Annotated in this window: 27 protein-coding genes and 4 tRNA genes; all 31 read left to right on the top strand. The window is 54.5% G+C overall.

The features are described from left to right. Positions 1 to 202: 202 nt before the first annotated feature. The 31 genes from birA (at position 203) to rpsQ (ending at position 25,768) form a co-directional block, all read left to right on the top strand. Entirely contained in the window at positions 203 to 1,162 is a 960-nt protein-coding gene (gene birA, locus KW848_RS17955; protein WP_218537608.1) for a bifunctional biotin--[acetyl-CoA-carboxylase] ligase/biotin operon repressor BirA, read from the top strand. Next, positions 1,152 to 1,901 carry a pantothenate kinase gene (locus KW848_RS17950; protein WP_218537607.1) on the top strand — a complete coding sequence of 250 codons (750 nt, stop codon included), beginning with the start codon at positions 1,152 to 1,154 and terminating at the stop codon, positions 1,899 to 1,901. The genes birA and KW848_RS17950 overlap by 11 nt, the downstream gene beginning before the upstream one ends. 7 nt (positions 1,902 to 1,908) lie before the next feature. Further along, a complete protein-coding gene (locus tag KW848_RS17945; RefSeq protein ID WP_192410768.1) occupies positions 1,909 to 2,349 on the top strand; it encodes a hypothetical protein in 441 nt (146 codons plus the stop codon). Positions 2,350 to 2,491: 142 nt separating this feature from the next. Next, positions 2,492 to 2,576, top strand: a tRNA-Tyr gene (locus KW848_RS17940). 24 nt (positions 2,577 to 2,600) lie between these two features. After that, a tRNA-Gly gene (locus tag KW848_RS17935) sits at positions 2,601 to 2,674 on the top strand. 26 nt (positions 2,675 to 2,700) lie between these two features. Next, a tRNA-Thr gene (locus KW848_RS17930) sits at positions 2,701 to 2,776 on the top strand. Positions 2,777 to 2,860: 84 nt separating this feature from the next. Further along, a complete protein-coding gene (tuf, locus tag KW848_RS17925; protein WP_007896619.1) occupies positions 2,861 to 4,054 on the top strand; it encodes an elongation factor Tu in 1,194 nt (397 codons plus the stop codon). 53 nt (positions 4,055 to 4,107) lie between these two features. Continuing rightward, positions 4,108 to 4,183 (top strand) — tRNA-Trp (locus tag KW848_RS17920). 45 nt (positions 4,184 to 4,228) lie between these two features. Further along, the gene (gene secE / locus KW848_RS17915) at positions 4,229 to 4,597 is read left to right on the top strand and encodes a preprotein translocase subunit SecE (RefSeq protein ID WP_008145488.1); all 369 of its coding nucleotides are present in this window, start codon (positions 4,229 to 4,231) and stop codon (positions 4,595 to 4,597) included. Positions 4,598 to 4,606: 9 nt separating this feature from the next. Then, positions 4,607 to 5,140, top strand: a complete 534-nt coding sequence (gene nusG, locus KW848_RS17910; protein ID WP_007896622.1) for a transcription termination/antitermination protein NusG — start codon at positions 4,607 to 4,609, stop codon at positions 5,138 to 5,140. 117 nt (positions 5,141 to 5,257) lie between these two features. Next, positions 5,258 to 5,689 carry a 50S ribosomal protein L11 gene (gene rplK / locus KW848_RS17905; RefSeq protein WP_003210097.1) on the top strand — a complete coding sequence of 144 codons (432 nt, stop codon included), beginning with the start codon at positions 5,258 to 5,260 and terminating at the stop codon, positions 5,687 to 5,689. Next, positions 5,689 to 6,384 carry a 50S ribosomal protein L1 gene (gene rplA / locus KW848_RS17900; protein ID WP_007896626.1) on the top strand — a complete coding sequence of 232 codons (696 nt, stop codon included), beginning with the start codon at positions 5,689 to 5,691 and terminating at the stop codon, positions 6,382 to 6,384. The genes rplK and rplA overlap by 1 nt, the downstream gene beginning before the upstream one ends. A 198-nt stretch (positions 6,385 to 6,582) precedes the next feature. After that, complete coding sequence (rplJ, locus tag KW848_RS17895) at positions 6,583 to 7,083, top strand: 50S ribosomal protein L10 (protein ID WP_008145489.1); 501 nt, start codon at positions 6,583 to 6,585, stop codon at positions 7,081 to 7,083. An 80-nt stretch (positions 7,084 to 7,163) separates the two neighbouring features. Next, positions 7,164 to 7,529: a 50S ribosomal protein L7/L12 gene (rplL, locus tag KW848_RS17890; protein WP_008145490.1), complete on the top strand. Its 366-nt coding sequence runs from the start codon at positions 7,164 to 7,166 to the stop codon at positions 7,527 to 7,529. A gap of 220 nt (positions 7,530 to 7,749) precedes the next feature. Continuing rightward, positions 7,750 to 11,823: a DNA-directed RNA polymerase subunit beta gene (rpoB, locus tag KW848_RS17885; RefSeq protein ID WP_095131480.1), complete on the top strand. Its 4,074-nt coding sequence runs from the start codon at positions 7,750 to 7,752 to the stop codon at positions 11,821 to 11,823. 64 nt (positions 11,824 to 11,887) lie between these two features. After that, positions 11,888 to 16,087: a DNA-directed RNA polymerase subunit beta' gene (rpoC, locus tag KW848_RS17880; protein ID WP_111451230.1), complete on the top strand. Its 4,200-nt coding sequence runs from the start codon at positions 11,888 to 11,890 to the stop codon at positions 16,085 to 16,087. 216 nt (positions 16,088 to 16,303) lie between these two features. Then, the gene (rpsL, locus tag KW848_RS17875) at positions 16,304 to 16,675 is read left to right on the top strand and encodes a 30S ribosomal protein S12 (RefSeq protein ID WP_002555494.1); all 372 of its coding nucleotides are present in this window, start codon (positions 16,304 to 16,306) and stop codon (positions 16,673 to 16,675) included. A gap of 118 nt (positions 16,676 to 16,793) precedes the next feature. Continuing rightward, entirely contained in the window at positions 16,794 to 17,264 is a 471-nt protein-coding gene (rpsG, locus tag KW848_RS17870; RefSeq protein WP_002555493.1) for a 30S ribosomal protein S7, read from the top strand. A 30-nt stretch (positions 17,265 to 17,294) separates the two neighbouring features. Further along, entirely contained in the window at positions 17,295 to 19,400 is a 2,106-nt protein-coding gene (gene fusA / locus KW848_RS17865) for an elongation factor G (RefSeq protein ID WP_033059466.1), read from the top strand. Positions 19,401 to 19,431: 31 nt separating this feature from the next. Further along, positions 19,432 to 20,625: an elongation factor Tu gene (gene tuf, locus KW848_RS17860; protein ID WP_111451228.1), complete on the top strand. Its 1,194-nt coding sequence runs from the start codon at positions 19,432 to 19,434 to the stop codon at positions 20,623 to 20,625. A 141-nt stretch (positions 20,626 to 20,766) separates the two neighbouring features. Further along, entirely contained in the window at positions 20,767 to 21,078 is a 312-nt protein-coding gene (gene rpsJ / locus KW848_RS17855; protein WP_003186070.1) for a 30S ribosomal protein S10, read from the top strand. An 80-nt stretch (positions 21,079 to 21,158) separates the two neighbouring features. Next, positions 21,159 to 21,794 carry a 50S ribosomal protein L3 gene (rplC, locus tag KW848_RS17850; RefSeq protein WP_003186059.1) on the top strand — a complete coding sequence of 212 codons (636 nt, stop codon included), beginning with the start codon at positions 21,159 to 21,161 and terminating at the stop codon, positions 21,792 to 21,794. 12 nt (positions 21,795 to 21,806) lie between these two features. Continuing rightward, the gene (gene rplD, locus KW848_RS17845) at positions 21,807 to 22,409 is read left to right on the top strand and encodes a 50S ribosomal protein L4 (protein ID WP_218537606.1); all 603 of its coding nucleotides are present in this window, start codon (positions 21,807 to 21,809) and stop codon (positions 22,407 to 22,409) included. Beyond that, positions 22,406 to 22,705, top strand: coding sequence for a 50S ribosomal protein L23 (rplW, locus tag KW848_RS17840; protein WP_002555488.1), 300 nt, complete (start codon positions 22,406 to 22,408; stop codon positions 22,703 to 22,705). Before rplD ends, rplW begins: the two co-directional genes overlap by 4 nt. Before the next feature lie 14 nt (positions 22,706 to 22,719). Beyond that, positions 22,720 to 23,544 carry a 50S ribosomal protein L2 gene (gene rplB, locus KW848_RS17835; protein WP_003176423.1) on the top strand — a complete coding sequence of 275 codons (825 nt, stop codon included), beginning with the start codon at positions 22,720 to 22,722 and terminating at the stop codon, positions 23,542 to 23,544. 16 nt (positions 23,545 to 23,560) lie between these two features. Continuing rightward, complete coding sequence (gene rpsS, locus KW848_RS17830; RefSeq protein WP_002555486.1) at positions 23,561 to 23,836, top strand: 30S ribosomal protein S19; 276 nt, start codon at positions 23,561 to 23,563, stop codon at positions 23,834 to 23,836. Between the two features lie 13 nt (positions 23,837 to 23,849). Next, positions 23,850 to 24,182, top strand: a complete 333-nt coding sequence (gene rplV, locus KW848_RS17825; protein WP_003103908.1) for a 50S ribosomal protein L22 — start codon at positions 23,850 to 23,852, stop codon at positions 24,180 to 24,182. 13 nt (positions 24,183 to 24,195) lie between these two features. Continuing rightward, positions 24,196 to 24,882, top strand: a complete 687-nt coding sequence (gene rpsC / locus KW848_RS17820; protein WP_003176422.1) for a 30S ribosomal protein S3 — start codon at positions 24,196 to 24,198, stop codon at positions 24,880 to 24,882. 12 nt (positions 24,883 to 24,894) lie between these two features. Beyond that, positions 24,895 to 25,308: a 50S ribosomal protein L16 gene (gene rplP / locus KW848_RS17815; RefSeq protein WP_008145497.1), complete on the top strand. Its 414-nt coding sequence runs from the start codon at positions 24,895 to 24,897 to the stop codon at positions 25,306 to 25,308. Next, entirely contained in the window at positions 25,308 to 25,499 is a 192-nt protein-coding gene (gene rpmC / locus KW848_RS17810) for a 50S ribosomal protein L29 (RefSeq protein ID WP_002555481.1), read from the top strand. The genes rplP and rpmC overlap by 1 nt, the downstream gene beginning before the upstream one ends. A gap of 2 nt (positions 25,500 to 25,501) precedes the next feature. Next, entirely contained in the window at positions 25,502 to 25,768 is a 267-nt protein-coding gene (rpsQ, locus tag KW848_RS17805) for a 30S ribosomal protein S17 (RefSeq protein WP_003176419.1), read from the top strand. Positions 25,769 to 25,778: the final 10 nt, after the last annotated feature.

Below are 25,778 nucleotides of genomic sequence, written 5' to 3'. Positions count from 1 at the left end.
CAGTGAAACGATGCATCGCCGATGGTAGTGTGGGGTTTCCCCATGTGAGAGTAGGTCATCGTCAAGATTAAATTCCGAAACCCCTATCTGCGTATGCAGGTAGGGGTTTTGTTTTGCCCGCAGGAAAACTGACCTGTAGGGTTTCTATGCAATGGCGCGGGGCATGGCTATCATGCGGGCCTCATTGTGAGGCGAGACTTGCATGCTGACATTGTTAAAGCTTCTTAAAGATGGCCGATTCCATTCGGGTCAGGCCTTGGGCGTCGCCTTGGGTGTCAGTCGTAGTGCCGTTTGGAAGCAGCTTCAGCATTTAGAAGCTGAGCTGGGATTATCCATTCATAAGGTGCGGGGGCGCGGCTATCAACTGGCTGCGCCATTGACGCTGCTTGATCCTGTCGAGATAAGAGAGCAGGCGCCTTCTTGTGATTGGCCCATCCTGGTTTTCGATTCAATTGACTCCACTAATGCCGAGGCTTTGCGCGCCATAGAGCGGGGTCAAGCGGCGCCCTTTCTGGTGCTCGCGGAACGGCAAACCGCAGGTCGCGGGCGGCGTGGACGAAAGTGGGCGAGCCCATTCGCGGAAAACATCTATTACAGTCTCGTGCTGCGTATTGACGGTGGAATGCGTCAGCTGGAAGGCTTGAGTCTAGTTGTTGGGCTCGCCGTCATGCAGGCCTTGCGAGAGCTTGGTATTTCGGGGGTTGGATTGAAGTGGCCCAACGATGTTCTGGTGGGTCAGAAGAAGATTGCCGGGATATTGCTCGAGTTGGTGGGGGATCCTGCCGATGTGTGTCACGTTGTGCTGGGTGTGGGAATTAATGTGAACATGCAGATTACCGATGAGGTTGATCAGCAATGGACGTCCATGCGGCTAGAGTCGGGCAAGGTGTTTGATCGAAATCACTTGGTCGGGGAGTTGGGTGCGATGCTCCAGGCATATCTGTGTCGTCATCAAGTCGACGGATTTTCGCCTATCCAGGCAGAGTGGGAGCAAAATCATCTCTGGCAGGGGCGAGCCGTGTCGTTGATCGCAGGCGTTAACCACATAGAAGGCGAAGTGCTGGGTATTGATAGTCAAGGTGCTCTACGCTTGAAGGTGGGTGGTGTGGAAAAAGTCTTTAGTGGTGGTGAGCTCAGTCTGAGGTTGCGTGATGATTCTTGAGCTCGACTGCGGAAACAGTTTTATCAAGTGGCGTGTGCTTGACGCGGATGTTCGGCGGGTGGTCGGCGAGGGGGTCGTTGATTCGGACCTCGCGTTGTTGGAGAGTTTGAAAGCGCTCAAGGGGCTCGCTCTCAAGTTTTGTCGGTTGGTCAGTGTCAGGACTGCCGAAGAAACCAGTGCCCTGATTTCTCTGCTGACAGAAGCTTTTGGTGTGTCGGTGGTATGCGCGGCGCCGTCCCGGGAAATGTCCGGAGTTCGTAATGGCTATGAGGAGTTCGAGCGGTTAGGGCTCGACCGTTGGCTGGCGATGCTCGGGGGATTCCATCTGGCCTCAGGTGCTTGTCTTGTGCTTGATTTTGGTACGGCGGTTACTGCGGACTTCATCTCCAGGAATGGAGAGCATCTCGGAGGGTTTATATGTCCGGGTATGCCGCTGATGCGAAACCAATTGCGTACCCATACTCGTAGAATTCGTTATGGTGATCTAGCCGCCGAGCGCGCTCTGGAAAGTCTCGTTCCTGGTCGGACAACTGTCGAAGCGGTCGAGCGGGGGTGCTCGTTGATGCTGAGAGGCTTTGTCCTGACGCAGCTAGAGTTGGCGCGTAGCTATTGGGGGGATGATTTTGTTGTATTTCTCACTGGAGGAGATGCAGACCTGGTTTCCGGGATTGTGCCTGAGGCCAGGGTAGTTCCTGATCTGGTGTTTGTAGGTTTGGCGATGGCGTGCCCCTTGTCCTGAGGTTTTTATGCGTTGGTTGTTTCTGCTGCTGCTTGTTCTCAATGTGTTCTATTACATCTGGCACCAACAAGAGGCTCCTCTGCGTGCGAAGGATGTAACCCCTTTGAATTTGTATCGGGGGGCGCAGCAGGATATTCGCTTGTTGAGTGAGACGACTGACGCGGCTCGTGATAAAGGAAAGCCTGTCCAGGCAGACGATGGATGCCTCTATCTTGGCGGCTTTACTCGTCAGGAGGCAGCTCAGGCGGTTGAGCGGCGATTGAGTGGCATGGAAATCAAGTTCGAGTCCTTGCTGAGGGCTCCTCCAGGGTCTGATGGTTACTGGGTGCGTGTGGCACCAGAAAGCCGGCGTTGGCTAGATGACTCGCAGCTGAAAAACCTTTCTAGAGAATTCAATGAGTTAAAACATAAAATAATGCCGTGCGGAGGGGTTGCACCCGCCGATTAGTTTGCATAGAATGGCGCCCGCTTCGCAGTGAAGACCTTTAATGGTTAACGCCGTAAAGTGACGTCAACGCAGCTAACCTCAGGTTTTTAATGAGAAAATGCTTGACAGAAGGCTGGCATGATATAGAATGCCGGCTCGCTTAGGAGGGGTTCCCGAGCGGCCAAAGGGATCAGACTGTAAATCTGACGTCTACGACTTCGAAGGTTCGAATCCTTCCCCCTCCACCATTTTTAGCGAGAGCTGCAAGCTCCGCGGGTATAGTTTAGTGGTAGAACCTCAGCCTTCCAAGCTGATGATGCGGGTTCGATTCCCGCTACCCGCTCCAAGTTTGCAGATCCTGCATAGCGTTACGCTCTTGTAGCTCAGTTGGTAGAGCACACCCTTGGTAAGGGTGAGGTCAGCGGTTCAAATCCGCTCAAGAGCTCCATATAACAAGGCAGATATGAAAATATCTGCCTTTGTTTTAATGGCTTGTTTGACCTGCTCAATTCTTCTCCTAGGGGTGATTTTGATGGCTAAGGAAAAGTTCGAACGTAATAAGCCGCACGTCAACGTTGGTACTATTGGTCACGTCGATCACGGTAAAACTACTCTGACTGCTGCTTTGACCCGCGTCTGCTCCGAAGTTTTCGGTTCGGCAAAGGTTGACTTCGACAAGATCGATAGCGCCCCTGAAGAAAAAGCTCGTGGTATCACCATCAACACCGCTCACGTTGAGTACGATTCGGCCGTGCGTCACTACGCACACGTTGACTGTCCAGGTCACGCTGATTACGTAAAAAACATGATTACCGGTGCTGCTCAGATGGATGGCGCGATTCTGGTTTGCTCGGCCGCTGATGGTCCGATGCCGCAAACTCGTGAGCACATCCTTCTGTCCCGCCAGGTTGGCGTTCCGTACATTGTTGTCTTCCTGAACAAGGCTGACATGGTTGATGACGCGGAGTTGCTTGAGCTGGTTGAGATGGAGGTACGCGACCTGCTGAGTACTTACGATTTCCCGGGTGATGACACTCCAATCATCATTGGTTCGGCGCTGATGGCGCTGAATGGTCAAGACGACAACGAGATGGGTACTACTGCCGTCAAGAAGTTGGTCGAGACTCTGGATAGCTACATTCCGCAGCCTGAGCGAGCTATTGATAAGCCGTTCCTGATGCCGATCGAGGATGTTTTCTCGATCTCCGGTCGCGGTACTGTTGTGACTGGTCGTGTTGAGCGTGGCATTGTCCGCATTCAGGAAGAAGTTGAGATTGTTGGTCTTCGTGACACTGTCAAAACTACTTGCACTGGTGTTGAGATGTTTCGCAAGCTGCTCGACGAAGGTCGTGCTGGCGAGAACTGCGGCGTATTGCTGCGTGGTACTAAGCGTGATGATGTTGAGCGTGGCCAGGTTCTGGTCAAGCCGGGCACTGTCAAGCCTCATACCAAGTTCACTGCAGAGGTTTACGTTCTGAGCAAGGAAGAAGGCGGTCGTCATACTCCGTTCTTCAAGGGTTACCGTCCACAGTTCTACTTCCGTACCACGGACGTGACCGGTAACTGCGAATTGCCAGAAGGCGTTGAAATGGTGATGCCGGGTGACAACGTTCAGATGACTGTCACTCTGATCAAAACCATCGCAATGGAAGATGGTCTGCGTTTCGCCATTCGTGAGGGCGGTCGTACCGTCGGCGCTGGTGTCGTTGCTAAGGTTATCGAGTAAATTGTTGTAATGTCTTTTTCGGGCCGGCATAATGGTCGGCCTGATTTTGTTTTAGGTCAGTAGCTCAATTGGCAGAGCGACGGTCTCCAAAACCGTAGGTTGGGGGTTCGATTCCCTCCTGACCTGCCAGATTCACTTGGTGTATCTGGCTTTCTTTTCACAGGATCTTCATAGATGACTCCTAAAGCTGAAGCTCAAGGCTCTCGCTTCGATCTGCTCAAGTGGCTAGTAGTAGTTGCTTTGGTGGTTGTTGGCGTTGTTGGCAATCAGTATTACTCTGCTTCGCCGATCCTGTACCGCGTACTTGCTTTGCTCGCCATTGCTGCTGTAGCTGCCTTTGTAGGCCTGCAGACAGTCAAGGGCAAGTCTTTCTTTGTACTGGTTAAGGAAGCTCGCACCGAGATTCGTAAAGTCGTATGGCCAACTCGCCAAGAAACCACGCAGACCACGTTGATCGTTGTGGCTGTTGTTCTGGTTATGGCGTTGCTGTTGTGGGGGCTTGATTCCCTGCTCGGCTGGCTTGTTTCCTTGATTGTCGGCTAAGGGTGTCCCGTGGCTAAGCGTTGGTACGTTGTGCATGCTTACTCCGGTTACGAGAAGCATGTCATGCGCTCGTTGGTAGAGCGCGTAAAGCTGGCTGGCATGGAAGATGGCTTTGGCGAAATTCTGGTTCCCACTGAAGAAGTGGTTGAAATGCGTAATGGCCAGAAACGCAAAAGCGAGCGCAAGTTCTTCCCAGGTTATGTGCTGGTTCAGATGGACATGAATGAGGGTACTTGGCACTTGGTCAAGGATACTCCTCGGGTGATGGGTTTTATTGGCGGTACTGCTGATAAGCCTGCACCTATCACAGATAAAGAGGCAGAAGCGATTCTGCGTCGTGTTGCTGATGGTAGCGACAAGCCGAAGCCGAAGACGTTGTTCGAGCCAGGTGAATCGGTACGTGTCAATGACGGTCCGTTTGCCGACTTTACTGGCACGGTCGAAGAAGTTAACTACGAGAAGAGCCGGATCCAAGTGGCAGTGCTCATTTTCGGTCGCTCTACTCCGGTAGAGCTAGAGTTCAGCCAGGTCGAAAAAGTCTAGCTGAGCAAGCATCCCAACCCCGCAGCCCTAGGCTGTGGGGTTTTGTCGTCACTGGGATAAACGCGCAAGTAACCGGGGAGCCTTTCGAGGCGTTCGAACCCGTAATTGGAGTGCCTCATGGCCAAGAAGATTACCGCTTACATCAAGCTGCAAGTGAAGGCCGCTCAGGCTAACCCAAGCCCACCTGTTGGTCCTGCTCTGGGTCAGCACGGCGTGAACATCATGGAATTCTGCAAGGCTTTCAACGCCCGTACTCAGGGTATTGAACCAGGTCTGCCGACTCCAGTGATCATCACTGTCTACAGCGACCGTAGCTTCACTTTCGAAACCAAATCCACACCTGCTTCGGTTCTGCTGAAGAAAGCTGCTGGTCTGACTAGCGGTTCCGCTCGTCCGAACACCGTTAAGGTTGGCACCGTTACCCGTGCTCAGCTGGAAGAAATCGCGAAAACCAAAAACGCGGATCTGACTGCAGCTGATATGGACGCGGCCGTGCGTACTATCGCCGGTTCTGCTCGTAGCATGGGCCTTAACGTGGAGGGTGTGTAATGGCTAAGTTGACCAAGCGTCAAAAGGCTATCGCCGGCAAAATCGAAGCAGGCAAGTCCTACAACTTTGTAGACGCTGCTGCTCTGCTGGCTGAGCTGTCGACTGTCAAGTTCAGCGAGTCGTTTGACGTTGCTGTAAACTTGGGTGTTGATCCGCGTAAATCCGACCAGGTCGTTCGTAGCGCTACTGTGCTGCCACACGGCACTGGCAAGACCGTTCGCGTTGCAGTGTTCACCCAGGGTCCAGCTGCTGAGGCCGCTTTGGCTGCCGGCGCTGACCGTGTAGGTATGGACGATCTGGCTGCCGAAATGAAAGGCGGCGACCTGAACTATGACGTAGTTATCGCATCCCCGGATGCTATGCGCGTTGTTGGTCAGTTGGGTCAGATCCTGGGCCCGCGCGGCCTGATGCCTAACCCTAAAGTCGGCACTGTAACGCCAGACGTAGCTACCGCGGTTAAAAACGCCAAGGCTGGTCAGGTTCGTTATCGCACCGACAAAAACGGCATCATCCACACCTCCGTTGGCAAAGTCGGTTTCGACGCCGTCAAGCTGAAGGAAAACGTTGAAGCCCTGATCGCTGATCTGAAGCGTATCAAGCCAGCTTCCTCGAAAGGTATTTACGTCAAGCGCGTTACCCTGAGCACCACCATGGGTCCAGGCCTGGTCATCGACCAAGGTTCGCTCGACGCGTAAGACACAGGTTGGCGCAAGCGATTGCGCCAATTGAAAGATTGGGGTCCCTGCCTGGCGGGGGCTATCCAAGACCGTAGGCGACGCAAGTCTTAAACCTCAAGCCTACGCAGATGGTGCTCCCGGTTCCTTACCGAATCAGACACCAAAACGACATCTGGCCTCGGTTGGATGAAACGGTAACAAGCAGGAGTTTTTCCCGTGGCAATTAAACTTGAAGACAAGAAGGCCATCGTCGCTGAAGTCAACAAGGCTGCCCAAGTTGCTCTGTCCGCTGTCGTGGCTGATGCCCGTGGCGTAACAGTAGGCGCTATGACCGGACTCCGTAAAGAGGCTCGTGAAGCTGGCGTTTACGTACGTGTTGTACGTAACACTCTGCTCAAGCGCGCCGTTGCTGGCACTCAATATGACGTGCTCAACGACGTGTTCACTGGCCCGACCTTGATTGCATTCTCCAAAGATCATCCGGGCGCTGCTGCTCGTATCTTCAAAGAGTTCGCAAAAGGTCAGGATAAGTTCGAGATCAAGGCAGCTGCGTTCGAGGGCAAGTTCCTCGCAGCTAATCAGATCGACGTACTGGCAAGCCTGCCGACCCGTGACGAAGCAATTTCTCAGCTGATGAGCGTGATTCAAGGCGCAACCAGCAAATTGGCTCGTACTCTGGCGGCTCTTCGCGACCAGAAAGAAGCTGCCGCAGCCTAAGGCTGAGCGACTCCTTTCAGCGTTTATTGTTTATTTCGATGGCCGCGTAGGCTGTCACCCCAATACAGGAATTTATAGTCATGTCTCTGACTAACGACCAAATCATCGAAGCAATCGGCGAAAAATCCGTTCTGGAAATCGTTGAGCTGATCAAGGCCATGGAAGAGAAGTTCGGCGTTTCCGCTGCCGCTGCTTCCGCTGGTCCAGCTGCTGTCGCTGCCGTAGTTGAAGAACAAACTGAATTCAACGTCATGCTGCTGGAAGCTGGCGAGAAGAAAGTTAACGTGATCAAGGCAGTACGTGAACTGACCGGTCTGGGCCTGAAAGAAGCCAAGGCTGTAGTTGACGGCGCTCCTGGCGTTGTTCTGGAAGCTGTTTCGAAAGACGCAGCTGACAAAGCAAAAGCCACTCTGGAAGAAGCAGGCGCTAAAGTCGAGCTGAAGTAAGCATCGACTTTGCGTCTCCAGCCCGAGCGTTAAGCGAAAGGCTGATGGCTGGTGGCTCTTGCCACCGGCCTTTTTCCGTTATTGGCAGCCGACTGGGTCGGTGCTGATAACGAGCTGTAACCACCCGATGCGGTGGCGCAAACCATGGGGTTTGCACGATTTTCTGGCTGCTCCCGTCGGGAGGGGCCAAACAAGCAGGTGACCAAGCTGGGGAACGCTGATGGCTTACTCATATACTGAGAAAAAACGTATCCGCAAGGACTTTAGCAAGTTGCCGGACGTCATGGATGTGCCGTACCTCCTGGCCATCCAGCTGGATTCGTATCGTGAATTCTTGCAAGCGGGAGCGACTAAAGATCAGTTCCGCGACGTGGGCCTGCATGCGGCCTTCAAATCCGTTTTCCCGATCATCAGCTACTCCGGCAATGCTGCGCTGGAGTACGTCGGTTATCGCCTGGGCGAACCGGCATTTGATGTCAAAGAATGCGTATTGCGCGGTGTAACTTACGCCGTACCTTTGCGGGTAAAAGTGCGCCTGATCATTTTCGACAAAGAATCGTCGAACAAAGCGATCAAGGACATCAAAGAGCAAGAAGTCTACATGGGTGAAATCCCCCTGATGACTGAGAACGGTACCTTTGTAATCAACGGTACCGAGCGTGTAATCGTTTCCCAGCTGCACCGTTCCCCGGGCGTGTTCTTCGACCACGACCGTGGCAAGACGCACAGCTCCGGCAAACTGTTGTACTCGGCGCGTATCATTCCTTACCGCGGTTCGTGGTTGGACTTCGAGTTCGACCCGAAAGACTGCGTATTCGTGCGTATCGACCGTCGTCGCAAGCTGCCTGCATCGGTACTGCTGCGCGCGCTCGGCTATACCACTGAAGAAGTGCTCGACGCGTTCTACACCACCAACGTCTTCCACGTGCAAGGTGAAAACCTCAGCCTGGAACTGGTGCCGCACCGCCTGCGTGGTGAAATTGCTGTCCTGGATATCCTGGATGACAAAGGCAAGGTTATTGTCGAGCAAGGTCGTCGTATCACTGCTCGCCACATCAACCAGCTGGAAAAAGCCGGGATCAAAGAGCTGCAAGTGCCTCTGGACTACGTCCTGGGTCGCACTACCGCCAAGGTCATCGTGCATCCGGCAACCGGCGAAATCCTGGCAGAGTGCAACACTGAGCTGAACACCGAGATCCTGGCAAAAATCGCCAAGTCCCAGGTTGTTCGCATCGAAACTCTGTACACCAACGATATCGACTGCGGTCCGTTCGTTTCCGATACGCTGAAGATCGACTCCACCAGCAACCAATTGGAAGCGCTGGTCGAGATCTATCGCATGATGCGTCCAGGCGAGCCGCCAACCAAAGACGCTGCCGAAACTCTGTTCAACAACCTGTTCTTCAGTCCTGAGCGCTATGACCTGTCTGCGGTCGGCCGGATGAAGTTCAACCGTCGTATCGGTCGTACCGAGATCGAAGGTTCGGGCGTGTTGTGCAAAGAAGACATCGTTGCTGTGCTGAAGACTCTGGTCGACATCCGTAACGGTAAAGGCATCGTCGATGACATCGACCACCTGGGTAACCGTCGTGTTCGCTGCGTAGGCGAAATGGCCGAGAACCAGTTCCGCGTTGGCCTGGTACGTGTTGAGCGTGCGGTCAAAGAGCGTCTGTCGATGGCTGAAAGCGAAGGCCTGATGCCGCAAGACCTGATCAACGCCAAGCCAGTGGCTGCGGCGGTGAAAGAGTTCTTCGGTTCCAGCCAGCTTTCCCAGTTCATGGACCAGAACAACCCGCTGTCCGAGATCACCCACAAGCGTCGTGTTTCTGCACTCGGCCCTGGCGGTTTGACTCGTGAACGTGCTGGCTTTGAAGTTCGTGACGTACACCCGACTCACTACGGTCGTGTATGCCCGATTGAAACGCCGGAAGGTCCGAACATCGGTCTGATCAACTCCCTGGCCGCTTATGCGCGCACCAACCAGTACGGCTTCCTCGAAAGCCCATACCGTGTGGTGAAAGACGCTCTGGTCACCGACGAGATCGTGTTCCTGTCCGCCATCGAAGAAGCTGATCACGTGATCGCTCAGGCTTCGGCCACGATGAACGACAAGAAGATGCTGATCGACGAGCTGGTAGCTGTTCGTCACTTGAACGAGTTCACCGTCAAGGCGCCGGAAGACGTCACCTTGATGGACGTTTCTCCGAAGCAGGTAGTTTCGGTTGCAGCGTCGCTGATCCCGTTCCTCGAGCACGATGACGCCAACCGTGCGTTGATGGGTTCGAACATGCAGCGTCAAGCTGTACCAACTCTGCGCGCTGACAAGCCGCTGGTCGGTACTGGCATGGAGCGTAACGTAGCTCGTGACTCCGGCGTTTGCGTCGTGGCTCGTCGTGGTGGCGTTATCGATTCCGTCGACGCCAGCCGTATCGTGGTTCGTGTTGCTGATGATGAAGTTGAAACCGGTGAAGCTGGTGTCGACATCTACAACCTGACCAAATACACCCGCTCCAACCAGAACACCTGCATCAACCAGCGTCCGCTGGTGCGTAAAGGTGATCGGGTTCAGCGTAGCGACATCATGGCTGACGGCCCGTCCACCGACATGGGTGAACTGGCGCTGGGTCAGAACATGCGCATCGCGTTCATGGCCTGGAACGGTTACAACTTCGAAGACTCCATCTGCCTGTCGGAACGAGTTGTTCAAGAAGACCGCTTTACCACGATCCACATTCAGGAACTGACCTGTGTGGCACGTGACACCAAGCTTGGGCCAGAGGAAATCACTGCAGACATCCCGAACGTGGGTGAAGCTGCACTGAACAAGCTGGACGAAGCCGGTATCGTTTACGTAGGTGCTGAAGTTGGCGCAGGCGACATCCTGGTTGGTAAGGTCACTCCGAAAGGCGAGACCCAACTGACTCCGGAAGAAAAACTGCTGCGTGCCATCTTTGGTGAAAAAGCCAGCGACGTTAAAGACACCTCCCTGCGTGTGCCTACCGGCACCAAGGGTACCGTCATCGACGTACAGGTCTTCACCCGCGACGGCGTTGAGCGTGATGCTCGCGCACTGTCGATCGAGAAGACTCAGCTCGACGAGATCCGCAAGGACCTGAACGAAGAGTTCCGTATCGTCGAAGGCGCAACTTTCGAACGTCTGCGTTCCGCTCTGGTCGGCCACAAAGCCGAAGGCGGCGCCGGTCTGAAGAAAGGTCAGGAAATCACCGACGAAGTTCTCGACGGTCTTGAGCATGGTCAGTGGTTCAAACTGCGCATGGCTGAAGATGCTCTGAACGAGCAGCTCGAGAAGGCTCAGGCCTACATCGTTGATCGCCGCCGTCTGCTGGACGACAAGTTCGAAGACAAGAAGCGCAAACTGCAGCAGGGCGATGACCTGGCTCCAGGCGTGCTGAAAATCGTCAAGGTTTACCTGGCAATCCGTCGCCGCATCCAGCCGGGCGATAAGATGGCCGGTCGTCACGGTAACAAAGGTGTGGTCTCCGTGATCATGCCGGTTGAAGACATGCCGCACGATGCCAATGGCACCCCGGTCGACGTCGTCCTCAACCCGTTGGGCGTACCTTCGCGTATGAACGTTGGTCAGATCCTTGAAACCCACCTGGGCCTCGCGGCTAAAGGTCTGGGCGAGAAGATCAACCGGATGATCGAAGAACAGCGCAAAGTCGCTGAGCTTCGTAAATTCCTCGACGAGATCTACAACCAGATCGGCGGTCGTAACGAAGATCTGGATAGCTTCTCCGACCAGGAAATCCTGGATCTGGCGAAGAACCTGCGTGGCGGCGTTCCAATGGCCACTCCAGTGTTCGACGGCGCCAAGGAAAGCGAAATCAAGGCCATGCTGAAACTGGCAGACCTGCCAGAAAGCGGCCAGATGCAGCTGACCGACGGCCGTACCGGCAACAAGTTCGAGCGCCCGGTTACTGTTGGCTACATGTACATGCTGAAGCTGAACCACTTGGTAGACGACAAGATGCACGCTCGTTCTACCGGTTCCTACAGCCTGGTTACCCAGCAGCCGCTGGGTGGTAAGGCGCAGTTCGGTGGTCAGCGTTTCGGGGAGATGGAGGTCTGGGCACTGGAAGCATACGGTGCTGCTTACACTCTGCAAGAAATGCTCACAGTGAAGTCGGACGATGTGAACGGCCGTACCAAGATGTACAAAAACATCGTGGATGGCGATCACCGTATGGAGCCGGGCATGCCCGAGTCCTTCAACGTGTTGATCAAGGAAATTCGTTCCCTCGGCATCGATATCGATCTGGAAACCGAATAACACGTGACGCGAATCGAGAGCGGGGCAGGATTGCCCGCTCTCTGCTCCGCCAGGAGGAAAGGCCTTGAAAGACCTACTGAATTTGCTGAAAAACCAGGGTCAAGTCGAAGAGTTCGACGCCATCCGTATTGGATTGGCATCGCCTGAGATGATCCGTTCGTGGTCGTTCGGTGAAGTTAAAAAGCCGGAAACCATCAACTACCGTACGTTCAAACCTGAGCGTGACGGCCTGTTCTGCGCCAAGATCTTTGGCCCGGTAAAGGATTACGAGTGCCTGTGCGGTAAGTACAAGCGCTTGAAGCACCGCGGTGTGATCTGCGAGAAGTGCGGCGTTGAAGTCGCGCTGGCCAAAGTTCGTCGTGAGCGCATGGCGCACATCGAACTGGCTTCGCCGGTTGCCCACATCTGGTTCCTGAAGTCGCTGCCGTCGCGTATCGGCTTGCTGATGGACATGACCTTGCGTGATATCGAGCGCGTTCTCTACTTCGAGAGCTATGTCGTTATCGATCCAGGCATGACCACCCTTGAAAAAGGTCAGCTGCTCAACGATGAGCAGTACTTCGAAGCGCTGGAAGAGTTCGGCGACGATTTCGATGCCCGCATGGGTGCCGAAGCTGTCCGTGAACTGCTGCACGCTATCGATCTGGAACACGAGATTGGCCGTCTGCGTGAAGAAATTCCGCAAACCAACTCCGAAACCAAAATCAAGAAGCTGTCCAAGCGTCTGAAGTTGATGGAAGCCTTCCAGGGTTCCGGCAACCTTCCAGAATGGATGGTGCTGACCGTTCTGCCGGTTCTGCCGCCAGATCTGCGTCCACTGGTCCCGCTGGATGGCGGTCGCTTCGCGACTTCCGACCTCAACGATCTGTATCGTCGAGTGATCAACCGTAACAACCGCTTGAAGCGCCTGCTTGATCTGTCCGCTCCGGACATCATCGTGCGCAACGAAAAGCGTATGTTGCAGGAAGCTGTCGATGCACTGCTCGATAACGGGCGTCGTGGCCGCGCTATCACTGGTTCCAACAAGCGTCCTCTGAAATCCCTGGCTGACATGATCAAGGGTAAACAGGGTCGTTTCCGTCAGAACTTGCTCGGTAAGCGTGTTGACTACTCCGGTCGTTCGGTAATTACCGTAGGTCCGACCCTGCGTCTGCACCAGTGCGGTCTGCCGAAGAAAATGGCTCTCGAGCTGTTCAAGCCGTTCATTTTTGGCAAGCTGGAAATGCGTGGTCTCGCTACCACAATCAAAGCTGCCAAGAAGATGGTTGAGCGCGAGCTGCCAGAGGTTTGGGACGTTCTCGCTGAAGTGATCCGTGAACACCCGGTTCTCCTCAACCGTGCACCGACCCTTCACCGTCTGGGTATCCAGGCGTTTGAACCGGTACTGATCGAAGGTAAGGCTATCCAGCTGCACCCTCTGGTCTGTGCTGCGTACAACGCCGACTTCGACGGCGACCAAATGGCCGTGCATGTACCGCTGACACTGGAAGCCCAGTTGGAAGCGCGTGCGTTGATGATGTCGACCAACAACATTCTGTCGCCAGCCAACGGTGAGCCAATCATCGTTCCGTCGCAGGACGTTGTATTGGGTCTGTACTACATGACTCGTGAAGCGATCAACGCCAAGGGCGAAGGTCGTGTGTTTGCGGATCTGCAAGAAGTTGACCGTGTGTTCCGTGCCGGCGAAGCCGCACTGCACGCTAAAGTCAAAGTGCGGATCAACGAAACCGTCAACGATCGTGATGGTGGCAGCGTCAAGAACACCCGTATCGTCGACACCACTGTCGGCCGTGCGCTGTTGTTCCAGGTTGTTCCGCCTGGCCTGTCGTACGACGTCGTCAACCAGCCAATGAAGAAAAAGGCGATCTCCAAGCTGATCAACCAGTGCTACCGCGTGGTTGGTTTGAAAGAGACCGTGATCTTCGCTGACCAGTTGATGTACACCGGTTTTGCCTATTCGACCATTTCTGGCGTTTCCATCGGTGTTAACGACTTCGTTATCCCGGATGAAAAAGCCCGCATCATCAATGCTGCTACTGATGAAGTGAAAGAGATCGAAAGTCAGTACGCCTCCGGCCTGGTAACCCAGGGCGAGAAGTACAACAAAGTGATCGACCTTTGGTCCAAGGCGAACGACGAAGTTTCCAAGGCAATGATGGCCAACCTCTCGAAAGAGAAAGTCATCGACCGCCACGGTGTCGAAGTCGACCAAGAGTCTTTCAACTCGATGTACATGATGGCCGACTCGGGCGCACGGGGTTCTGCTGCGCAGATCCGTCAGCTCGCGGGTATGCGTGGCCTGATGGCCAAGCCGGACGGTTCCATCATCGAAACGCCGATTACTGCGAACTTCCGTGAAGGTTTGAGCGTACTTCAGTACTTCATCTCCACTCACGGTGCTCGTAAAGGTTTGGCGGATACCGCGTTGAAAACTGCGAACTCCGGTTACCTGACTCGTCGTCTGGTAGACGTGGCGCAGGATCTGGTAGTAACCGAGATCGATTGCGGCACCGAACATGGCCTGGTAATGACTCCGCACATTGAAGGCGGTGACGTTGTTGAGCCGCTGGGTGAGCGCGTATTGGGTCGTGTTATTGCCCGTGACGTGTTCAAGCCAGGTACCGAAGAAATCATCGTTCCTGCCGGCACGCTGGTAGACGAGAAGTGGGTCGAGTTCATCGAGCTGAACAGCATCGACGAAGTGATCGTGCGTTCGCCGATCAGCTGCGAAACCCGCTACGGCATTTGCGCCAAGTGCTACGGCCGTGACTTGGCTCGTGGTCACCAGGTGAACATCGGTGAAGCGGTCGGCGTTATCGCTGCCCAGTCCATCGGTGAGCCGGGTACCCAGCTGACCATGCGTACGTTCCACATCGGTGGTGCGGCAAGCCGGACCTCCGCAGCCGACAGCGTTCAGGTGAAGAATGGCGGTACCGTCCGTCTGCATAACCTGAAGCACGTTGAGCGAGTGGATGGTTGCCTGGTTGCTGTGTCCCGTTCCGGTGAACTGGCAATCGCTGATGACTTCGGGCGTGAGCGCGAGCGTTACAAGCTGCCGTACGGTGCTGTGATTTCGGTTAAAGAAGGTGACAAGGTCGACGCTGGCGCAATCGTGGCCAAGTGGGATCCGCACACTCACCCAATCGTTACCGAAATGAAAGGTACCGTGACCTACGTGGGCATGGAAGAAGGCATCACGATCAAGCGTCAGACTGACGAATTGACCGGTATGACCAACATTGAAGTACTCGACGCCAAAGACCGTCCAGCTGCCGGTAAAGATATTCGTCCTGCAGTGAAGATGGTTGATGACAACGGCAAGGATCTCTTGCTGCCGGGTACTGACGTAATTGCTCAGTACTTCCTGCCTGCTAACGCCCTGGTTGGTGTAGCGGATGGCGCGAAGATTGCGATCGGTGATGTTATCGCTCGTATCCCGCAAGAGACTTCGAAGACCCGTGACATCACTGGTGGTCTGCCGCGTGTTGCCGACTTGTTCGAAGCACGTCGTCCGAAAGAAGCCTCGATTCTGGCTGAAGTCAGCGGCACCATCGCGTTCGGTAAAGAGACCAAGGGCAAGCGCCGTCTGGTTATCACTCCGAACGATGGCTCCGATCCGTACGAAGAGCTGATTCCAAAGTGGCGTCACCTGAACGTCTTCGAAGGCGAACAGGTAAACCGCGGCGAAGTTATCTCCGACGGCCCGAGCGATCCACACGACATCCTGCGTCTGCTGGGTGTGAGTGCGCTGGCCAAGTACATCGTAAACGAGATCCAGGACGTTTATCGTCTGCAAGGCGTGAAGATCAACGACAAGCACATCGAGACCATCCTGCGTCAGATGTTGCGTAAGGTTGAAATCGCTGAATCTGGCGACTCGACTTTCATCAAGGGCGACCAGATGGAGTTGACTCACGTTCTGGTAGAGAACGAGCGTTTGGCTGGCGACGAGAAATTCGTTTCCAAGTTCACTCGCGTGCTGCTGGGTATCACCAAGGCGTCGTTGTCCACCGAATCGTTCATCTCGGCGGCTTCCTTCCAGGAAACCACTCGCGTACTGACCGAAGCGGCGGTAACCGGCAAGCGCGATTACCTGCGCGGCCTGAAAGAAAACGTGGTCGTGGGTCGTCTGATCCCGGCTGGTACCGGTCTGGCTTATCACAGCGAGCGCAAGCGCCGCCGTGATGCTGACAAACCGTTGCGCGTAAGCGCCAGTGAAGTGGAAGCTGCACTGACCGAAGCGCTGAACTCGAGCGGTAACTGAGTTCTGCGGTAAATGAGCGTAAGGCCCTGGCCATTCCGTTCATCGAATCGAGACAATTTGTCGAGGTTGGATGAGCGGGGAGGTCGGGGCCTTGCCTTGACTGGGGGCAAGATCCTCTTTAGACTCTTGTACCCCTAAATTTGGCGGGAATTCGTTCCTGCCATTTTGCTTTTCTTGCAAGACAATAGCGTCGCAAGACAACAGTGGAGCTAGTAGATGGCAACTATCAACCAGCTGGTACGTCAGCCGCGTAAGCGTATCGTCGAGAAATCCGACGTGCCTGCGCTGCAGAACTGCCCGCAACGTCGTGGCGTATGCACCCGTGTGTATACCACCACGCCGAAAAAACCTAACTCGGCACTGCGTAAAGTATGCCGTGTGCGTCTGACCAACGGTTTCGAGGTTTCCTCGTACATCGGCGGTGAAGGCCACAACCTGCAAGAGCACAGCGTGGTACTGATCCGCGGCGGTCGTGTAAAAGACTTGCCAGGTGTTCGTTACCACACCGTACGCGGTTCTTTGGATACTTCCGGCGTTAAAGGTCGTAACCAGGGTCGTTCGAAGTACGGTACCAAGAAGCCTAAGTAGTAGTGGCTTTTTGTAAAAACTGATTTTCTATTTTTCTGAGTCGATAAGAGTAAGGTCGGAGGCGTCCCGAAAGGGCACCGATTCCGAGCGAACCTGAAGACCGTTTGAGGGCTTATCCATGCCAAGAAGACGCGTAGCAGCCAAGCGCGAAGTGCTTGACGATCCAAAATACGGAAGCCAAATCCTGGCCAAGTTCATGAACCACGTAATGGAAAGCGGCAAGAAAGCCGTTGCCGAGCGTATCGTTTATGGCGCGCTGGAGAAGGTTAAAGAACGCAAGAACAGCGACCCCCTGGAAATCTTCGAGAAAGCTCTCGACGCCATCGCTCCGCTGGTCGAAGTAAAGTCGCGCCGTGTAGGCGGTGCTACTTACCAGGTTCCGGTTGAAGTTCGTCCGTCCCGTCGTAACGCCCTGGCAATGCGCTGGTTGGTAGACTTCGCCCGCAAGCGCGGCGAGAAGTCTATGGCTCTGCGTTTGGCTGGCGAACTGTTGGACGCTGCCGAAGGTAAAGGTGCTGCAGTTAAGAAGCGTGAAGACGTGCACCGCATGGCTGAAGCCAACAAGGCTTTCTCGCACTACCGCTTCTAATTTTAGCGTCACTAATTTTGCGAGGGCTTTATGGCTCGTACTACACCGATTAATCGCTACCGTAACATTGGTATCGTTGCTCACGTGGATGCTGGTAAGACCACCACCACCGAGCGCGTCCTTTTTTACACTGGCAAAAGTCACAAGATGGGCGAGGTGCATGACGGCGCCGCGACCACAGACTGGATGGTGCAGGAGCAGGAGCGTGGTATTACCATTACTTCTGCTGCTATTACCGCCTTCTGGCAGGGTTCCGAGAAGCAGCACAAAGACCAATACCGCTTCAACGTTATTGATACCCCGGGCCACGTTGACTTCACTATTGAAGTTGAGCGTTCCCTGCGTGTACTCGATGGCGCGGTCGTTGTGTTCTGCGGCACCTCGGGTGTTGAGCCTCAGTCGGAAACCGTATGGCGTCAAGCCAACAAATACGGCGTTCCACGTCTTGTTTACGTAAACAAGATGGACCGTGCTGGTGCAAACTTCCTGCGCGTGATCGGTCAGATCAAGCAGCGTCTGGGTCACACTCCGGTGCCAATCCAGTTGGCTATCGGTTCCGAAGATAACTTCCAGGGTCAGATCGATCTGATCGCCATGGAAGCTGTTTACTGGAATGACGCTGACAAAGGCATGGTTCCAGTTCGCAAGCCTATCCCTGCTGAACTGCAGGAACTGGCTGACGAGTGGCGCGGCAACATGGTTGAGGCTGCGGCCGAAGCCAGCGAAGAGCTGATGAACAAGTACCTCGAAGGTGAAGAACTCACCAACGCGGAAATCAAGGCCGCTCTGCGTCAGCGTACTATCGCTGGTGAGATCGTTCTGGCTGTTTGCGGTTCTTCCTTCAAGAACAAGGGTGTTCCCCTGGTTCTCGACGCCGTTATCGACTACCTGCCTGCTCCTACCGACATTCCTGCCATCAAGGGTACTGACCCGGATGACGAGACCAAGGAAATGGAGCGTCACGCAGACGACAGCGAGCCGTTCTCGGCTCTGGCGTTCAAGATCGCTACCGACCCATTCGTGGGTACCTTGACCTTTGTTCGAGTTTACTCGGGCGTGTTGGCCTCCGGCGACGGCGTGATCAACTCGGTTAAAGGCAAGAAAGAGCGCGTGGGTCGTATGGTGCAAATGCACGCAAACGCCCGTGAAGAAATCAAGGAAGTACGCGCTGGTGACATCGCGGCCTTGATCGGCATGAAGGACGTCACCACTGGTGAAACTTTGTGCAACGCTGACAAGCCAATTATCCTGGTTCGCATGGACTTCCCGGAGCCGGTTATTTCGGTTGCCGTAGAGCCTAAGACCAAGGACGACCAGGAAAAAATGGGTATCGCTCTGGGCAAACTTGCTCAGGAAGACCCGTCTTTCCGCGTCAAGACTGATGAAGAGACTGGTCAAACGATCATCTCCGGCATGGGCGAGTTGCACCTGGACATCCTGGTTGACCGGATGCGCCGTGAGTTCAACGTCGAAGCCAACATCGGTAAGCCTCAAGTTTCGTACCGTGAGCGCATCACGAAGAGCTGCGAAATTGAAGGCAAGTTCGTTCGCCAATCCGGCGGTCGTGGCCAGTTCGGTCACTGCTGGATTCGTTTTGCTCCTGCTGACGAAGGTCAGGAAGGTCTGCAATTCCTGAACGAAGTAGTGGGTGGTGTGGTTCCTAAGGAATACATCCCGGCTATCCAGAAGGGTATCGAAGAGCAGATGAAGAACGGCGTTGTCGCCGGCTATCCGCTGATCGGCCTGAAGGCTACCGTGTTTGATGGTTCCTACCACGACGTCGACTCGAACGAGATGGCGTTTAAGGTGGCTGCCTCCATGGCGACCAAGCAGCTGGCCCAGAAGGGCGGTGGTGAGTTGCTTGAGCCGATCATGGCGGTAGAGGTTGTTACGCCTGAAGACTATATGGGTGACGTGATGGGCGACCTTAACCGTCGTCGTGGCATGATCCTGGGTATGGAAGACACGGTTTCCGGCAAAGTTATTCGCGCCGAGGTTCCGTTGGGTGAAATGTTCGGTTACGCAACCGACGTTCGTTCCATGTCCCAAGGTCGCGCAAGCTACTCTATGGAATTCAAAAAATACAATACGGCTCCGTCGCACATCGTCGAAACCGTTACCAAAAAACAAGGCTGAATCAGCCCCTTTAGGCTAGGAGTTAATTGTCGTGGCTAAAGAAAAATTTGACCGTACCCTCCCGCACGTCAACGTTGGCACCATCGGTCACGTCGACCACGGTAAAACCACGCTGACCGCTGCTCTGACTCGCGTCTGCTCCGAAGTTTTCGGTTCGGCTGTTGTTGCTTTCGACAAAATCGATAGCGCTCCGGAAGAAAAGGCTCGCGGTATCACCATCAACACCGCACACGTTGAATACAACTCGGCGATCCGTCACTACGCTCACGTTGACTGCCCAGGTCACGCTGACTATGTGAAGAACATGATCACCGGTGCTGCCCAGATGGACGGCGCTATCCTGGTTTGCTCGGCCGCTGATGGTCCGATGCCACAAACCCGTGAGCACATCCTGCTGTCCCGTCAGGTTGGCGTTCCGTACATCGTTGTCTTCCTGAACAAGGCTGACATGGTTGACGACGCTGAGCTGCTGGAATTGGTTGAGATGGAAGTGCGCGATCTGCTGAGCACTTACGACTTCCCAGGTGATGACACTCCGATCATCATTGGTTCGGCTCTGATGGCCCTGAACGGCCAAGACGACAACGAAATGGGTACCACCGCTGTTAAGCGTCTGGTAGAAACTCTGGACAGCTACATCCCAGATCCAGTTCGTGTTATCGACAAGCCGTTCCTGATGCCAATCGAAGACGTATTCTCGATCTCCGGTCGCGGTACTGTTGTAACTGGCCGTATCGAGCGCGGTATCGTCAAGGTTCAGGATCCACTGGAAATCGTTGGTCTGCGTGACACTACCGTCACCACCTGCACCGGTGTTGAAATGTTCCGTAAGCTGCTCGACGAAGGTCGTGCTGGCGAGAACTGCGGCGTGCTGCTGCGCGGCACCAAGCGTGACGACGTTGAGCGTGGCCAGGTTCTGGTCAAGCCAGGTTCGGTTAAGCCGCACACTACCTTCGAAGCTGAAGTGTATGTGTTGAGCAAAGAAGAAGGCGGTCGCCACACTCCGTTCTTCAAAGGCTACCGTCCACAGTTCTACTTCCGGACCACTGACGTGACCGGTAACTGCGAACTGCCGGAAGGCGTTGAAATGGTAATGCCAGGCGACAACATCAAAATGGTTGTCACCCTGATCAAAACCATCGCAATGGAAGATGGTCTGCGTTTCGCTATTCGTGAAGGCGGTCGTACCGTCGGCGCTGGCGTCGTAGCCAAAATCATCGCTTAATAAGTGATGACTTGAAAAAGCCCCCGCCTAGCGGGGGCTTTTTTATTGGGTTGACACTGTAGTAGCCCGTCTATAGAATTGCGCCTCCTTTTAACGGGCGTATTGCGCTCGCTGGGAATAGCAGCCGGAGTCTGAAATCCAATGCAAAATCAGCAAATCCGTATCAGGTTGAAGGCTTTTGACCATCGCCTGATCGACCAATCCACCCAGGAAATCGTGGAAACCGCGAAACGTACTGGTGCTCAAGTGCGTGGTCCAATTCCACTGCCTACCCGTAAAGAGCGGTTCACCGTTCTGGTCTCCCCGCACGTCAACAAAGACGCGCGTGACCAGTATGAGATCCGTACTCATAAGCGCGTTCTGGACATCGTCCAGCCAACGGATAAAACCGTTGATGCTCTTATGAAGCTTGATCTTGCGGCCGGTGTGGAAGTGCAGATCAGCCTCGGCTAAGACTCGGTCTTAGTCGTGTAACGCTCTGAAATGGGCGGCCATAGCGGGTGAAAGCCCCGTACACTCATGAGGTTTACAACATGACTATTGGTGTAGTCGGTCGTAAATGCGGTATGACCCGTATTTTCACCGAAGAAGGTGTCTCCATTCCGGTCACGGTCATTGAGATCGAACCGAATCGCGTCACCCAGTTCAAAACTGAAGAGACCGATGGCTATCGTGCAGTGCAAGTCACTGTAGGCGAGCGTCGTGCTTCGCGTGTTACAGCTGCTCAAGCTGGCCACTTCGCTAAAGCGAACGTTGCCGCTGGTCGTACCGTAATGGAATTCCGTCTTGAAGAAGGCGAGTACCAGGCCGGCGATCTGATCAACGCTGAAATCTTCGCCGCTGGTCAACTGGTTGATGTAACCGGTCAGTCCAAAGGTAAAGGCTTCCAGGGTACGATCAAGCGTTGGAATTTCCGCGGGCAAGATAATACCCACGGTAACTCCGTATCCCACCGCGTTCCAGGCTCTATCGGCCAGTGCCAGACTCCTGGTCGTGTATTCAAGGGCAAAAAAATGTCCGGTCATATGGGCGCTGAGCGCGTGACCGTGCAGTCCCTCGAAGTAGTGCGCGTGGACGCTGAACGCAATCTGTTGTTGGTCAAGGGCGCTGTTCCTGGCGCTACTGGCGGCAACTTGGTTGTACGTCCAGCAGCCAAGGCTCGCGGTTAAGGGGAAGCTGACATGCAATTAAATGTAAATGACGCTCAAGCGATCGAAGTTTCCGAACTGACATTTGGCGGCGAATTCAACGAGACGCTGGTTCACCAAGCAGTCGTGGCCTACATGGCCGGCGGCCGTCAAGGTAGCAAGCAGCAAAAGACCCGTTCCGACGTTCGTGGTGGCGGTAAGCGCCCATGGCGTCAGAAAGGTACTGGCCGTGCTCGTGCCGGTACTATCCGTAGCCCAATCTGGCGTGGCGGCGGTACCACTTTCGCAGCTCGTCCTCAGGATCACACCCAGAAGCTGAACAAGAAGATGTATCGCGCAGCAATGCGTTCCATCCTTGCTGAGCTGGTGCGTACTGATCGTCTGGTTGTGGTTCAGGACTTCGCTGTTGATGCACCGAAGACCAAAGATCTGCTGAACAAACTGACCGGCATGGGCCTGGCTGACGTCTTGATCGTGTCTGAAGTGGTTGATCAGAACCTGTACCTGGCTGCTCGTAACCTGCCACACGTTGATGTACGTGACGTGCAAGGTTCCGATCCAGTTAGTCTGATCGCATACGACAAGGTGTTGATCACCGTGTCGGCCGTGAAGAAATTCGAGGAGCTGCTGGGATGAACCAGGAACGCGTATTTAAAGTTCTGCTTGGCCCGCACGTTTCCGAGAAGGCTACGGTTCTGGCTGACAAGAAAGGCCAGTTCGTTTTCAAGGTTGCAACTGACGCAACCAAGCTGGAAATCAAGAAGGCCGTCGAAAGTCTGTTCAGCGTGAAAGTAGAGCGTGTTACTACCCTGAATGTTCTGGGTAAGAGCAAGCGCACTGCTCGCGGTCTGGGCAAGCGTAATGACTGGAAGAAGGCAGTTATCTCCCTTCAGCCAGGCCAAGATCTCGATTTCAGCAGCAGTGCTGAGTAAGGAAGGGGTGCATCATGGCAATCGTTAAATGCAAACCGACTTCCCCTGGCCGCCGTTTTGTGGTCAAGGTGGTCAACCAGGAGCTGCATAAAGGCGCTCCTCACGCACCGCTGCTCGAGAAAAAATCGAAGACTGGTGGTCGTAACAACAATGGTCGTATTACCACTCGTCACATCGGTGGTGGCCATAAGCAGCATTATCGTCTGGTCGATTTCCGTCGCAACGACAAAGATGGCATCTCTGCCACTGTCGAGCGTATTGAATACGATCCAAACCGTACTGCTCACATCGCTCTGCTGCTGTACGCAGATGGCGAGCGTCGCTACATCATCGCCCCTAAAGGCGTGAGTGCTGGCGACCAGCTGATCGCAGGTGCCCTGGCACCGATCAAGCCGGGCAACGCTCTGCAACTGCGTAACATTCCAGTTGGTAGCACCGTACACGGCATCGAATTGAAGCCAGGTAAAGGCGCACAAATCGCTCGTTCCGCTGGTGCTTCGGCTCAGCTGATCGCTCGTGAAGGTGTCTACGTGACCCTGCGTCTGCGTTCTGGTGAGATGCGTAAAGTGCTGGCTGAATGCCGCGCGACCCTGGGTGAAGTCTCGAACTCCGAGCACAGCCTGCGTTCGCTGGGTAAAGCTGGTGCCAAACGCTGGCGTGGCGTTCGCCCAACCGTTCGTGGTGTTGCCATGAACCCGGTTGACCACCCACATGGTGGTGGTGAAGGTCGTACCTCTGGTGGTCGTCATCCGGTATCGCCATGGGGCTTCCCGACTAAGGGCGCGAAGACTCGTGGTAATAAGCGTACCGACAAAATGATCGTCCGTCGTCGCAAGTAAATAGAGGGATACGACAGTGCCACGTTCTCTGAAAAAAGGTCCTTTTATTGATCTTCACCTACTGAAGAAGATCGAAGTGGCGGCGGAAAAGAACGATCGCAAACCAGTTAAAACCTGGTCGCGTCGTTCGATGATCCTGCCACAAATGGTCGGTTTGACCATTGCAGTTCATAACGGTCGTCAACATGTTCCAGTTCTCGTGAACGAAGACATGGTCGGCCACAAACTGGGCGAGTTTGCCGGTACCCGCACATATCGTGGGCACGTGGCAGACAAGAAAGCCAAGCGTTAAGGGGTAAGGAACGATGGAAGTAGCCGCTAAGTTGTCGGGCGCTCGAATCTCCGCCCAGAAAGCCCGCTTGGTCGCCGACCAGATCCGCGGGAAGAAGGTGGGCGAAGCGCTCAACCTGTTGGCTTTCAGCAGTAAGAAAGCCGCCGAGATCATGAAGAAAGTGCTGGAGTCGGCCGTAGCCAACGCCGAGCATAACGAAGGCGCAGACGTTGATGACCTTAAAGTCAGCACCGTTTTCGTCAACGAAGGGCGTTCGCTGAAGCGAATCATGCCACGTGCCAAAGGCCGTGCTGATCGCATCGTCAAGCGGTCTTGCCATATCACTGTCAAGGTTGCTGACAAGTAACGGAGTCGAAGAGATGGGTCAGAAAGTACATCCCATTGGCATTCGCCTGGGAATCGTCAAGGAGCACACCTCCGTCTGGTACGCAGACGGTCGGACTTATGCGGACTATTTGTTCGCTGATCTGAAGGTGCGTGAGTATCTCCAAGACAAACTAAAAAGCGCGTCCGTAAGCCGTATCGATATCCATCGTCCGGCTCAAACTGCACGTATCACCATCCACACCGCTCGTCCAGGTATCGTTATCGGGAAGAAAGGTGAAGATGTTGAGAAACTGCGTCAGGACCTGACCAAACAAATGGGTGTGCCTGTGCACATCAATATCGAAGAAATCCGCAAGCCGGAGCTCGACGGTATGTTGGTTGCGCAGAGCGTAGCTCAGCAGCTGGAGCGTCGCGTAATGTTCCGTCGCGCTATGAAGCGCGCTGTACAGAACGCCATGCGCATTGGTGCCAAAGGCATCAAAATCCAAGTGAGCGGTCGTCTCGGCGGTGCTGAAATCGCACGTACTGAATGGTATCGCGAAGGTCGTGTGCCACTGCACACCCTGCGTGCCGACATCGACTATGCCAACTACGAAGCTCACACCACTTATGGTGTGATCGGTGTAAAGGTTTGGATCTTCAAAGGCGAAGTAATTGGTGGTCGCCAAGAAGAACTGAAGCCACAAGCACCAGCGCCTCGTAAAAAAGCTGCTAAGTAAGGGGTACGCCAAATGTTGCAACCAAAGCGTACGAAGTTCCGCAAGCAGATGACAGGCCACAACCGTGGTCTGGCTCAGCGCGGTAGCAAAGTCAGCTTCGGCGAGTTCGCGCTGAAGTCTGTAGCTCGTGGTCGTCTCACCGCTCGTCAGATCGAGTCAGCGCGTCGTGCTCTGACCCGTCACGTTAAACGTGGCGGCAAGATCTGGATCCGTGTATTCCCGGACAAGCCTATTTCCAAAAAGCCACTCGAAGTTCGGATGGGTAAAGGTAAGGGTAGTGTGGAGTACTGGGTTGCCCAGATTCAGCCAGGCAAAGTCCTGTATGAAATCGAGGGTGTTACTGAAGAGCTGGCGCGTGAGGCTTTTGCCCTGGCTGCTGCAAAGCTGCCGCTCGCCACCGCCTTTGTTAAACGGACGGTGATGTGATGAAAGCGAATGAACTTCGTGAAAAATCCGCACAGCAGCTGAACGAGCAACTGCTCGGCCTGCTGCGCGACCAGTTCAATCTGCGTATGCAGAAAGCAACTGGCCAGTTGGGGCAGTCTCATCTGCTCTCGCAAGTTAAACGTGACATCGCTCGCGTGAAGACTGTGCTTAACCAGCAGGCAGGTAAGTAATCATGGCTGAAGCCGAAAAAACTGTCCGTACGCTGACTGGCCGTGTTGTCAGCGACAAGATGGACAAAACCATCACCGTTCTGATCGAGCGTCGCGTTAAGCACCCGATCTACGGTAAATACGTTAAGCGTTCGACTAAGCTGCACGCGCACGACGAAACCAATCAGTGCCACATCGGCGACAAAGTCACTATTCGTGAAACTCGTCCGCTGGCCAAGACCAAGTCTTGGGCATTGGTTGATGTTCTCGAACGCGCTGTGGAAGTCTAAGGACTAGGGG

Origin of the sequence: Pseudomonas sp. PDM25 (assembly GCF_019219045.1) — a bacterium.
Lineage (GTDB): Bacteria > Pseudomonadota > Gammaproteobacteria > Pseudomonadales > Pseudomonadaceae > Aquipseudomonas.
The sequence above is the reverse complement of the archived record's forward strand: the minus strand, read 5'-3'. Positions and strand labels throughout refer to the sequence as shown.